Below are 12,511 nucleotides of genomic sequence, written 5' to 3'. Positions count from 1 at the left end.
AAACAAAAAATGCCGGCTGAAAATTTTTCTTTTGAAGACAGTTGTGCGGCCAGAACAGTGCAGCCCGAAAAATTTGTTAGGCCAGATTTAAGTAGAACGGGGATACAATGCTATGGCCCAGCTGGATGGAAATTCGAAAGTCGTTAAAATGTTGATTAATAATGATTTGCAAGATAACGTCAATGGTAGCGGAGTCGATTGCTTTTAATGTATCGAAAAACGGGTCTTCGACTACGCTCAGACTGACATACTAATAATTTATATAAAATTAAACAGGCTCTAAATATGGACTAATTAGCGGCTAATATTTAGCCTGTAATGAGTTTTCGATTACTTCCTTATAATAATTAACATAAACAGGCAGGATTTTTTTCAGGTCAAAATCTTGTGCCCTTGCAAAAGCATTTTCTTTGAAACGATTCAGGGTTTCATCATCCTTTAATATTTCAATGGCATGGGCTGCCATTGCATCTACATCTCCAACATTGCTCATGTAGCCACAAAATCCGTCAACGTTCAGCTCAGGCAAACCACCCGCATTTGTAGTAATTGCCGGCACTTTACAAGCCATTGCCTCTAACGCAGCTAAACCGAAGCTCTCAGATTCTGATGGCATTAAGAAAAGATCTGAAACCGATAAGATTTCTTCAACCGCATCTTGCTTACCTAAGAACCTTACATTTTCGCAAATATTCAACGATCTGCAAAGCTGCTCATCGTAAGCACGCTCAGGCCCATCGCCTACCATTAATAGTTTCGACGGAATAACCGCCTGTACTTTTTCGAAAATCCTAATCACATCAGCCGTACGTTTTACTTTCCTGAAATTACTGGTGTGGATTAAAATCCTTTCGTTATTTGGCGCGATCGCTTTTTTGAAGTGACCTTTTGCCTGCAAACTGAAGCGCGAAAAATCTATAAAATTTGGGATTACCTTAATTTCTTTTGTAATCTCGAAATGATTATAAGTATCTTCTTTTAAATCTTCCGATACTGTAGTTACACCATCACTTTGATTAATAGAAAAGGTAACCACGGGTTTATAAGTTGGATCTTTACCCACCAAAGTAATATCGGTACCATGCAAAGTAGTTACCACCGGAATATGAATACCATAACTTGCCAAAATCTGTTTCGCCATAAAAGCAGCAGAAGCATGTGGAATGGCATAATGAACGTGTAATACATCCAATTGTTCAAAACGGACAACATCTACCAGCTTGCTGGCCAGTGCCGATTCGTAAGGAGCATAATCAAAAAGTGGATAATCTCTTACCGAAACCTCGTGATAAAACAGGTTGGCAGAAAAGAAATCGAGCCTGGCAGGCTTATTATAAGTAATAAAGTGAACCTGATGTCCCTCGTTAGCAAGTGCTTTACCAAGTTCTGTTGCAACTACTCCACTACCGCCAAAAGTGGGGTAGCAAACAATTCCTATCTTCATTGTACATGTATTGTTGTTATCGCAAATGTACCCGATTTTAATCTATAATGCGTGTCGGCTTATTGCAATAAAAAAGACGAGATATTGAGTAGAGATTTTATAAGAGATTGGAGGAAAATTATTGCACTCAAATTATTATTTGAGATTTCGCATTTCTTCTTTTATTACAAGGAAAAGTTCGTTAGGCCTTTGGGTACCAATAAAATATTCTAAGCCATCGCGATCGGTTAAAACAACCGCATCTTTACCCGATGAATAAAAACGGATCGTACCTTTTGTGTGCAAGTTGTAAACGGGATTATTGAAAAAATAACGGCTATAAGTCGCCTTACGTACATCAACAATACTATTCAGGTCTATCTTAACACGTTTGGTTGTCCAAAGACCATCTAAAATCATGCTGCCATTTTCTACCACAATTTTGTACTGGATAAGGAAAAGCAAAAGCATAGAAACACCGATGATCCCAAAGCCCACAACAAGGAACAAGTCTTGCGTATTGTCGCGGTCGCGCTCATAAACATAGGCCGCAAAACAAAACGCAGCCATAATAAGCCTAATGAAAATACGGACATAATCACGGCCGATGTACTGTTTTTCGATATAGGCGTATTTGCTTTCCACTTATTTAATTTTGAGTTCGAATATAGCAACTTTTTTTGTTGCTGTAGTTAATTTATATCGGTTATCCTGCCGCATACCTGCGATCCAAACAATTTCACCATTGCCGTTAACCAAAATCGGCGTAACGCTTTTCAAATGTAGGGGAACTTTCTCGTCAATAAAATAATCGCTCACTTTTTTGGGATTACGCATACCCAATGGAATAAATTTATCTCCATTTTGCCAATTCCTCAACACCAATGGGAAAATTAATTTATCAGCATTTACAAACGCTTTATTCGAATTAATTTCAAATTTCACTTCATCTGTAAACCTCAACGAAATTTCATCATTAGCAAAAGCAACGCTTTCTGTTGTTGGGTGGATAAACTGATTAGCGGTAACCGATGTGTTTTTTTCAACAATAACCAGATCAGTTCTATTGATAATGGCCTGATGTGTGGCGCTAAAAAAATGGGTGCCACTTAACGCCCTTAAACTGTCTAAAATTTCCTGCACTACATTTTCGCCGAAATTAAAAGGCTTAAGCAACTCGTAGAGCAGCAATTTTTGCGGATTCAATTTCGAAACCTCTTCCAAGGAGATATAAATGCCATCATTCCTTTTATTTAGGATTTTATTTGCAAGTTTCTCAACCTGGATATTTAAAAAACTCTCCAATTCAGCAAAGCGTGAAATATTTTCGGCAAAAGTTTTTTCGAGGTTAGGGTTAATCTCCTGCAGATGTGGCACTACCTGTAACCTGATTTTATTCCGTGTATAATTTGTACTTGCGTTCGAGCTATCTTCTACAAAATCGATGTTATTTGTCCTTACAATTTCATCAATCTGCAGTCGGTTCAAAAAGAGCAAGGGCCTGATCAGTAAATCACGTTTAGGTAAAATGCCATGCAATCCGCTTATGCCTGTGCCACGGGTAAGGTTAATGAGCACGGTTTCTACCGCATCGTTTTGGTGTTGGGCCAGGGCTATATAATCGTAACCTTCTTTGCGCCTAATTTCTTCAAACCAGTTATAGCGCAGATCGCGTGCTGCCATCTGGGTAGAAATTTTATTTTCGGCTGCATATTTTTTGGTATCAAAATGCGTTATATAAAAAGGTAATCCTAAACTTTTGGCCAGTAGCGCAACAAAACTTTCATCACGTTGTGCCTCATCAGCCCGTAAATTAAAATTACAATGTGCCACACCAATATCAACGCCTATTGCTTTAAACAAATGCAACATTAATACCGAATCTTTCCCCCCGCTTACGGCCAAAAGGATCTTGTTAGCCCGAACAAACAGCTGGTGCTGTTCAATAAAATCCTGAAATTGTTTTACGGGTAACATCCACCAAAAATATTTAATTTTAACTGGTATTCCGAACGTTCGGAACAAAAAACTAACTTTGTAGTGTGCAAAAACTATTTGTCTTTTTATTTCTTTTAATCAGTCCAGTATTTTTATTCGGTCAGCGACCCGCTTCGAAGATTAAAATCGTTTCATTTTCCAAGATAACCGGCGATACCAAGAAAAAAATCAGTTACCTGCGAAACCCTGTTTTTCAACAAGATAATGCAACTTTAACCTGCGATAGTGCTGTATTTTATAGCGAGCGAAACTATTTCGAAGCTTTTAAAAATGTACATATCAACCAGCTTACCACTGATATTTATTCAGATCAATTGGAGTATGATGGGAATAAAAAACATGCGCATTTAACCGGAAATGTGGTGATGAAAGACCCAACATCCACCTTAACCACCAATATTTTAGATTACAATACCCTCAGCAAGATAGGCACTTATACCAGTGGAGGAAAAATTGTAAATCAAGAGGTGACAGTAACGAGTAAAAATGGCTATTATTTTAGTCAAAGAAACGTAGCCTACTTTAAATATGATGTGGTAGTAGTTACGCCTCAATCGGTCATAAAATCGGATACGATGAGCTATAATACCCAGGATAAATGGACCTATTTTTATGGTCCTACCAATATCAAGGGAAAAGACGATAATCTTTACACCGAAAATGGCCAGTATAATACGATGACTGAGGATGCTTTTTTTGGAAAGAAAAACCTATACACGCAAGGCACCAGATCTTTAAAAGGTGATAGTTTGTATTATTTCGGAAAAAAAGGAATTGGTAAAGCAGTAAAAAACATTGTTTTTTCTGACACGAAAGATAAGATGAAAATGTTCGGCGATTTGGGCTATTATTATAAACTGGATCAGAGGACATTGGTTACACGAAATGCATATCTGGGCATTGGCACGGAAGATTCTATAATGGTGAAGAATAAAAAAAGGCCAGATAGTTTATGGATGGGTGCCGATACTTTAGAAACGCAGATGGTGCTACAAAAAACCTTAAAGCTGATCCCTAAAATTTCGATTAAAGCCGACAATCAGGTTGGCGAAGATGATGAAGATACCGGAGAAAAGAAACAAAAAGGTGAGCCAAAATATAAACCAGAAGCTGAATCTGCTCAAAAAGAAGACAGAAATAAGCGTAAAAATAGCAGGGCTGATAAAAAGAAAAAGAACAAGGGCGATGCCGAAACAGAGGAACAGCTCAATCTCAAAGATAAAAGCATCGATAGCCTAAAATCGAAAGTAGATTCGCTTGGCAAAGATCTGCCCAAGCTTAACATTGATAGTTTGCAGAAAAATAATCTTTTAAAGAACAAGGCCGATTCCATTATCAAAAACCTGCCTAAACTTAAAACCGATAGTCTGAAAAAGCTGGCTGATAAAGCCAATTCGATAGTAAAAGATGTATCGAAAACAAAAATCGACAGCTTACAAAAAAAAATTGCCGATAAGGCCTCTCCAATTGTAAAGGATATTTCAAAAACGAAAATCGATAGCCTGCAAAAAAAGATTACAAAAGCTGGCGTTAAAGATAGTTTAACAAAAGCGCTAGGAAACTTAAAACCAGGTGCATTAAAGACTGATACGTCCAAATTTAACCCCGCTGATACCGTTCAAACCCGTATCATTAAGGCTTACCACGGCGTTAAGATTTTTAAAACTAATATACAGGCCAAAACCGACAGCCTTTTTTATACCAGTGCCGATTCTACGCTACGTTGCTACAGTAATCCGATTATCTGGTCAGAAGGTTCTCAACAGGTTGGCGATACCATCTTTGTTCAGTTCAAGAATAAAAAGCTAAATAATTTACAGGCATTTAGAAATGCATTTTTAGTAAATACACCAAAAGATTCACTAAGATTTAACCAAATAAAAGGAAGGTTAATGACTGGTTTCTTTACCAACGGAAAATTCAAGAACCTATATGTGGATGGCAATGCCGAAAGTATTTATTATACCCAGGATGACAGTACAAAGGTGTATAAAGAAATGAATCAAACCCTAAGCAGCAGGATAAAATTCATCTTCAAGGACAAGGAAAATGCAATTGAGGAAATTGTTTATATCAAGGGAATAGAAGGAGCTTTGAATCCGGAAAACACGATTGCAAAAGATCATGTTTTAAAAGGATTTTCGTGGAAACCTACTGAACGCCCAAAATCAAAAAAAGATGCCATTGGCTCATCTGGAAAACCTAAACCCAAAGCTAAGGCTAAAACAGTTGCGGGTAAAACTGTAGCTGGTGTTAAAACCACAACCCCAGCAAATAAATCAGCAACAACGGCACCTGTGGTTAAACCGAAAATCACATTGGGAAAAGACAGCTTAAATGTAGATAAGAAATTGCCTCAAACTAAAGCAGCAGACACGGCCAATTTTGGCATTAAACCCATCCTACCGAAAAAAGACTCAGTGCAGGTGAAAAAAGATTCTGTTCAGGTGAAAAAGGTGGTTGGTAAAATGTAGTTTTTGCTATTCATCAAATTAATGGTTAAATTTATTTATGGATTTACAATCAGAAAAACTAAATGTACTTCAACAGATCATTAATTCGAATGATGAAAGTTTAATTAGAGATATTAAATCACTAATTACCACAAGGGATTTTGATTGGTTTGATGGATTAAATAGTAACCAGCAAAACGATATTATGGAAGGCATAAATCAACTTGATCGCGGCGAAAGTTTTAGCCATGAAGAGGCAAAAAAAAGATTTAGCGTGTAATGGATATTATTTGGTCTAAAAAGGCTGGCGAAACTTTCCAAAAAAATATTGATTATCTAAAAGAAAATTGGACAGAAGTAGAAGTAAAAAAATTTATAACAAGGGTTTTTAGTTATCTCGAAACACTATCTGAAGAACCATTAATCTCAAGAAAAACTTATAAAACAAAGAATACACATATAGGCGTGATCATACCACACATATCAGTTGTGTACCGAATTAAACCAAAAACCAACACTTTAGAGATTGTGACCTTTATAGATAATCGACAAAGTGGCAAAAAGAAAAAAAGATTTTTATAATTCCCCATTCAAAAATTCCAACATCTTTTTTAGTGCAAGAGCTCTGTGGCTGATTTTATTCTTCTCTGTCATGTCCATTTCGGCAAAAGTGATATTATAACCATCTGGCTGAAAAATAGGATCATAACCAAAACCCTTCGAACCTGATAATTCTGTCATGATGGTTCCCTCAATTAAACCTTCAAAAATGTGATTTTTACCATCCTGCATTAAAGAAATCACTGTTTTAAACCTTGCTTTTCTGTTGGAGTTGCCCTCAAGCTTAGCTAAAACCAATTGAATATTTTCTAAACTATCCCTGCTTCCCGAATATCGGGCAGAGTAAACTCCTGGTTCGTTATTCAAAGCATCTACCTCTAAACCGCTATCATCTGCAAAACAGTCCAAACCAAAATGTTCAACCACGTAGCTGCTTTTTAAGGTAGCATTTCCTTCAAAGGTATCTGCAGTTTCAGGAATATCAACTAAACAACCAATATCTTCCAGATTCAGCACCTCATATTTACCTTCAAGTGCAGCCCGTATTTCTTCGGTTTTATGTTGATTATTGGTCGCAAATACAAGTTTTTTCATTGTAAAAAAAGGTAAAAGGTTTAAGGTGTAGGGTTTAAGGTTTTTAGAGTCGATTAAAATGCCATATCTCAGCACTTGATACTTAATTCTCAATACTTGATACGCTTGCGAAGCCGCTATTTAATTTTTTGAAGATGCCCCCAAAGTATTTTCTTCGCAGTTAAATCGCTATCCAGATGATGGAGGTTGGGGGCAAATATAATCCTGGTGGTTTCGTGAACAATGATTTCATTCTGCCAGGTAAGGTTCAGCTTCAAGTCGGCAATCTCTACGCCAAAAGACAACATAATGGCAGGTTTAAAAAACCGGTGCAGTTCTGTATAGTCAGTTCCGCTATAATTTGCATAATTTAAAATTGCAAAATCGGGTGTGCCCAAATCTACTGCCTTCACAATTTTCCGTAGCAGTTCCCTGCCCTGCTCGGTGCTTACATCGTTCTGATTATCGTTTACCAAAATCAGAACCGATTTTTTATTTCCTCCTAAAAATTTAAACGTTTTTTCTGGCGCTGGTTCGGCCACAATATGCGGAATTTCAGGACCTTGCGTATAAACTTTAGGTACATTTGTAGGATTAATTCCAGGAATTTGTGTTGTTTCTTGTTTTAAAACAGGTTCTTTTGCTTCCACAACGGAAACATTTTCGACAGCAAAAACTGGCTCTGGATTACGTAAAGGCAGAATTTCTACACTTTCATCCTTTACCAAGAAAACCTCTTCAGTAAAAAATAAACGTAAAGCATTCGCATTGTTGGTAACCTGGTTTTCCATTCGTATTTTTGTTGGATAATAATTTCTGTTAAAATTAGTTAAATATCTTATAATAGCGTCGCTAATTGTTACTTTTATCCCTTAAAATTTATAGAGTGCTCTGTGTGAGGAAAGCTTACTGCTTATTTGTTTTTAGCTTTATTTATAGCATTTCGTTTGCACAAAACGTGGCTGTGGTAAACGGTAAATCAATAAGTACCAAAGAATTTATGTGGGCATACAAAAAAAGCCATAACGGAAACGTTAGTGCGGCTTACGATACTTTACAAGCATATTTAAACTTGTATATAAATTTTAAGCTTAAAGTTTTAGATGCCCGGGAGATGGGATTGGACAAAAATGCCAGTTACCAGGAAGAAATCAAAACTTATGAAGACGCATTAACCACCCATAAAAAAGTTGGGGTCAGCAATAAAGACCGCGATTTTTTATTGAATGAATACCGCGAAGGTGTTTTAATGTTCAATGTTTCGGAACAAAAAATATGGAACAAAGCACAGGAAGACGAGCAGGAGATAAATGAATTTTACACAAAAAATCAACAAAATTACAATAAACCTTTAAGCGAAGTTAGAGGAGAGGTAATTGCCGATTACCAACTAAGTTTAGAAGAAAAATGGCTAAAAAGCCTAAAACAAAAATATCAGATCAAAATTAACGAAAACGAGTTAAAAAAGCTTGCTAAGTTATAGCCAACCTGATTTTTTTGACCATAAGTATTAAATTTGCAAAATATAACAAATAGAATGAAGAAAGTTTTTTTAGTAGCAACCGCTTTAATTTGCCTGTTTTTAAACAGTTTCGCTCAAAAGCATACTGTAGATAAAGTTGCTGCTGTTGTAGGAAATAATATTATCCTGCTATCAGATTTAAACCAACAATACACACAATATCTTTATCAGGGCAACCAGCCCAATGCTGAAATTAAATGTAAAATTTTACAGCAAACCTTAACCCAAAAGCTACTTAAACAACAGGCCGAAATCGATTCGGTAATGGTTGAAGACGGTGCGGTTGATGATGAGGTGAACAAACGTATGCGTTTCAGTATGCAACGTGCAGGCGGCCAGGAGCGTTTAGAGCAATTTTTAAATAAATCTGTTCTGCAGTATAAAGATGAGATCAGGCCATCGGTAAAAGATGAGTTGATTGCACAAAAAATGCAACAAAAAATCACCGAGAACATTAACGTTACACCAATGGAGGTTGAAAAATATTTCAAATCTTTAGGTGATAGCGTTCCTCAATTTAACACAGAAGTTGAAGTTGGTGAGGTGGTTTTAAACCCACAGTTAACCAGAGCAGAAAAACAAAAATTCCGCGATAAAATTGAAGCCCTTCGTTTAAGGGTTAAAAGTGGCGAAGATATGGGGGTGTTAGCTAAAACCTATTCTGAAGATCCAGGTTCTGCCGCTGATGGTGGTGACTATGGTTTTATCGACAGGAATACCATGGTTAAAGAATTTACTGCCTGGGCATTTAAACTGAAAGCTGGAGAAATTTCACCAGTGTTCGAAACAGATTATGGTTTCCACTTTTTACAGGTTTTAGAGCGCAGAGGCGAGCAGGTACACGTTAGACATATTTTAATTATGCCTAAAACTACACCAGAAAGTTTAACCCGCTTAAAATTGCATGCCGATAGCATTTACAACAACATTATCGGTAAAAAATTAAGTTTCGCTGCTGCTGCAAACCTTTATTCAGATAATAAAGAGAGTAAATATAATGGTGGTATGATGCTTAATGCCGAAAATGTTCAGGCAAGAAGTACTTTTATCCCGGTTGATAAATTAGATCCGTCGGTGTTTTTGGTAATTGATAGCATGAAAATCGGTGGTATTTCTAAACCAGATTTATTTACAGCAGCTGATGGAAAACAAGGTTACCGCATTTTATATTTAAAATCTAAAATCCCACCGCACAAAGCAAACTTAGTTCAAGATTTCCCAAAAATCAGAGATGCCGCACAAAGTGATAAAATTAATCGTACTTTAAGCGAATGGTTTGAAAAACGTCGCGAAAGCACTTACATTAAAATCGACGATGAATTTAACACCTGTGATGAATTAAAAATTTGGACTAAAACCACAGCCGCAAAATAATACCAATGCAGTATAAGAACGAAGTAGAAGCTGTTGATGCACTTCATCAATCTTTCAACAACATTAAAGCCGAAATAAGCAAAGTAGTAGTTGGACAAGATGACATCATAAAATCTGTTTTAATCGCCATTTTTAGTAACGGACACTGTCTGTTGGTTGGCGTACCAGGATTAGCTAAAACTTTACTTGTACAAACGGTAGCTTCCGTTTTAGACCTCGATTTTAACCGTATCCAATTTACACCCGATTTAATGCCAAGCGATATTATTGGCGCGGAGATTTTAGGAGAAGACAGGCACTTTAAATTTATAAAAGGGCCTGTTTTTTCTAATATTATCCTCGCTGATGAGATTAACCGTACACCACCCAAAACTCAGGCTGCTTTACTAGAAGCCATGCAGGAGAAATCGGTTACCGCAGCTGGGCAAACCCATATTTTACCAAAACCGTTTTTCGTTCTGGCCACACAAAACCCTATTGAGCAGGAAGGAACTTACCCCCTACCCGAAGCTCAATTAGATCGTTTCATGTTCAATATTCAGTTAAATTATCCTGCTTTTGCAGATGAATTGAACATCGTAAAAAATACCACCAGCAATAAAACCGTTCAACTGCAGAAAATTATCCATGCAGATGATATTCAATATTTCCAGAAACTGATCCGCGATATTCCGATTACCGATAATGTTTTGGAATATGCCGTAAAATTAGCGGCCAAAACCCGTCCTAATAGCGAGTTTGCTACCGATGCAGTTAATAAATACATCAGCTGGGGTGCTGGTCCGCGTGCCTCGCAGTTTTTAGTGTTGGGCGCAAAATGCCATGCCGCTGTAACGGGAAAATACTCACCAGACATTGAAGATGTTAAAGCGGTAGCTGAGCCTATTTTACGTCACCGCATTGTGCGTAATTATCGCGCAGAAGCTGAAGGCTTATCAATCGAGAAAATCATTAAAGATTTATTGTAACTGTTAGTTGGGACTAAGCTAGTCGGGATTTGCAATCCCGTCTGATGAGCCAGAATTTTTAACTTCTATTAGTGGATTACAAATCCACAATACAGCAGGTCGAGATTACAAATCCCGACCAACACAAAATTCATCACAAACGATTATCTTTGTTTTAAGATGGAAGCCAATAACCTTACAGGCGCTATAGCTGCGCTGATGGATGAATATAAAAAGGCAGTTGACGAACTGATTGTGGTAATCGAACCAATTAACCAGCATCAACTGACTAAAACCATTGAGCCAGAAAGTTCAAATCCAGATTGTATTTCCATTCAAACGATCTTAACGCATGTAACTGCTTCGATGTTCAGTTATGCGGTGTATATCGAAAATTCTATTGGATTGAAAACAGTTAGGCCGGAACGATTGCAGTTTGACCATATCACACTTTATATCTCAAGGATCCGGGAAGCGTTTAAATATAACGAGGACTTTTTCATCAGAAATCCCAACATCACCATGGAAGAGTTCGATCAATCGAAAAAGATAAATACAGGGTGGGGACAGCAGTACGATGTAGAACAAATGTTAGAACATGCCATCGTTCATATTTTAAGGCATAGGCGACAGATTAAAAATGCGCTTGTCGATATGAAAAGCTGATCAATCGAAAAAAAATAATTTTCAATTTGCTGAAAATAAATATCTTTGCATCAAAATTTACAGAAATGCTAGGTCAACTACATATCCAACAATTAAGCTTTAGCCCGTCTTGTGGCATAAAGGGCTTGGGTATTGACTTAAATTTCCTTCCCAACCCTTAACGCGGTTTTTAAGTTTCATTACCATAAAACCCAAATTTAAAATCAATTTATTACGCATTTGCTAAGCATTTAACCGCTTATCAAAATTAATTATATCCGTTATGGACATTTATACCACTGTAGAAGAAAAATATCTACAGGCCATTGAAGAATTGCACTGGGGCGAATTACCTAAGGCACTTCAGTATTTTAATGAAATTATTGTTTTCGACCCTGATTATGCAAGAGCTTATTTTCAGTTGGGCGATATTTATCAGAATCATTTTAAAGATTATAAAACTGCAGGTTATTATTACAAACGTTGCATTGAGCTAGATGCCGATTTCCCAGAGGTTTATAAACCCTATCTGGAACTTGTGATTACGCTTAAAATGCACAAATTGGTGAAACAGGTTGCAGAAAAGGCTTTACTTGTACCTGGTGTTTGCGAAGCACACATTTACGAATGTTTGGGCCTACATGCCGAGCAACAGCAAAATTTTGCAGAAGCGGCAAATTATTTCAAAAAAGCAGAACTGTTTAATGCCGTTCAGGATGAACAAAGCACTTTACAGGAGCACCAAAACCGCATTAAAAGCAAAATGAACAGCACAAAAGCAATGATTTACGATTTACAAGGATAAAAGGCGATGCCTTTTATCCTTTTTACCTGGTCGGTTAATCTTATAACCTGAGTTCGATAATTATTTGCTGAAAATTATATCTTATTTACGCCTAATCCCGCTTTATCGTCCTGCTGAATTTATTTCAGCATCTTTTTAGCGTGAAAGACCCTGAAATAAATTCAGGGTGACGACCGTCTTAACAGAAAACTTGATTAAAACGCCACAAAA

General features: G+C 36.9%; 13 protein-coding genes. 8 read left to right on the top strand and 5 right to left on the bottom strand.

Annotated features, from left to right (window positions below):
* Nucleotides 1-301: 301 nt before the first annotated feature.
* The 3 genes from bshA to tilS all read right to left on the bottom strand — a co-directional run bounded on the left by bshA (nucleotide 302) and on the right by tilS (nucleotide 3,400).
* Nucleotides 302-1,444: an N-acetyl-alpha-D-glucosaminyl L-malate synthase BshA gene (gene bshA / locus AW17_RS21585; RefSeq protein WP_029280013.1), complete on the bottom strand. Its 1,143-nt coding sequence runs from the start codon at nucleotides 1,442-1,444 to the stop codon at nucleotides 302-304.
* A 135-nt stretch (nucleotides 1,445-1,579) separates the two neighbouring features.
* Nucleotides 1,580-2,068: a hypothetical protein gene (locus tag AW17_RS21580; protein WP_029280011.1), complete on the bottom strand. Its 489-nt coding sequence runs from the start codon at nucleotides 2,066-2,068 to the stop codon at nucleotides 1,580-1,582.
* Nucleotides 2,069-3,400: a tRNA lysidine(34) synthetase TilS gene (tilS, locus tag AW17_RS21575; RefSeq protein WP_029280009.1), complete on the bottom strand. Its 1,332-nt coding sequence runs from the start codon at nucleotides 3,398-3,400 to the stop codon at nucleotides 2,069-2,071.
* 65 nt (nucleotides 3,401-3,465) lie between these two features.
* Here tilS and AW17_RS21570 point away from each other — a divergent pair, with 65 nt between their 5' ends.
* From AW17_RS21570 to AW17_RS21560, 3 genes are read left to right on the top strand one after another with little or no spacing between them, the layout of a single operon-like run.
* On the top strand, nucleotides 3,466-5,895 hold the full coding sequence (locus tag AW17_RS21570) for an OstA-like protein (RefSeq protein WP_029280007.1): 2,430 nt from the start codon (nucleotides 3,466-3,468) through the stop codon (nucleotides 5,893-5,895).
* Nucleotides 5,896-5,932: 37 nt separating this feature from the next.
* Nucleotides 5,933-6,154, top strand: a complete 222-nt coding sequence (locus tag AW17_RS21565) for a hypothetical protein (protein WP_029280005.1) — start codon at nucleotides 5,933-5,935, stop codon at nucleotides 6,152-6,154.
* Entirely contained in the window at nucleotides 6,154-6,456 is a 303-nt protein-coding gene (locus AW17_RS21560) for a type II toxin-antitoxin system RelE/ParE family toxin (protein WP_029280002.1), read from the top strand. The genes AW17_RS21565 and AW17_RS21560 overlap by 1 nt, the downstream gene beginning before the upstream one ends.
* Here the strand turns inward: AW17_RS21560 and AW17_RS21555 are convergent.
* The gene (locus AW17_RS21555; protein WP_029280000.1) at nucleotides 6,451-7,029 is read right to left on the bottom strand and encodes a non-canonical purine NTP diphosphatase; all 579 of its coding nucleotides are present in this window, start codon (nucleotides 7,027-7,029) and stop codon (nucleotides 6,451-6,453) included. The genes AW17_RS21560 and AW17_RS21555 overlap by 6 nt on opposite strands.
* Before the next feature lie 116 nt (nucleotides 7,030-7,145).
* On the bottom strand, nucleotides 7,146-7,799 hold the full coding sequence (locus AW17_RS21550; RefSeq protein ID WP_051692029.1) for a hypothetical protein: 654 nt from the start codon (nucleotides 7,797-7,799) through the stop codon (nucleotides 7,146-7,148).
* Nucleotides 7,800-8,008: 209 nt separating this feature from the next.
* Here AW17_RS21550 and AW17_RS21545 point away from each other — a divergent pair, with 209 nt between their 5' ends.
* The 5 genes from AW17_RS21545 (at nucleotide 8,009) to AW17_RS21525 (ending at nucleotide 12,301) form a co-directional block, all read left to right on the top strand.
* Nucleotides 8,009-8,491, top strand: a complete 483-nt coding sequence (locus AW17_RS21545; RefSeq protein WP_245235121.1) for a hypothetical protein — start codon at nucleotides 8,009-8,011, stop codon at nucleotides 8,489-8,491.
* 54 nt (nucleotides 8,492-8,545) lie between these two features.
* Nucleotides 8,546-9,904 carry a peptidylprolyl isomerase gene (locus AW17_RS21540; RefSeq protein WP_029279994.1) on the top strand — a complete coding sequence of 453 codons (1,359 nt, stop codon included), beginning with the start codon at nucleotides 8,546-8,548 and terminating at the stop codon, nucleotides 9,902-9,904.
* A gap of 5 nt (nucleotides 9,905-9,909) precedes the next feature.
* Complete coding sequence (locus AW17_RS21535) at nucleotides 9,910-10,872, top strand: AAA family ATPase (protein ID WP_029279992.1); 963 nt, start codon at nucleotides 9,910-9,912, stop codon at nucleotides 10,870-10,872.
* Between the two features lie 159 nt (nucleotides 10,873-11,031).
* Complete coding sequence (locus AW17_RS24530; RefSeq protein WP_029279990.1) at nucleotides 11,032-11,517, top strand: hypothetical protein; 486 nt, start codon at nucleotides 11,032-11,034, stop codon at nucleotides 11,515-11,517.
* Nucleotides 11,518-11,779: 262 nt separating this feature from the next.
* Nucleotides 11,780-12,301, top strand: coding sequence for a hypothetical protein (locus tag AW17_RS21525; protein ID WP_029279989.1), 522 nt, complete (start codon nucleotides 11,780-11,782; stop codon nucleotides 12,299-12,301).
* The last annotated feature ends 210 nt before the right edge of the window (nucleotides 12,302-12,511 follow it).

Source organism: Pedobacter borealis DSM 19626 (genome assembly GCF_000708285.2).
In the GTDB taxonomy this organism is placed as follows: domain Bacteria; phylum Bacteroidota; class Bacteroidia; order Sphingobacteriales; family Sphingobacteriaceae; genus Pedobacter; species Pedobacter borealis.
The sequence above is the reverse complement of the archived record's forward strand: the minus strand, read 5'-3'. Positions and strand labels throughout refer to the sequence as shown.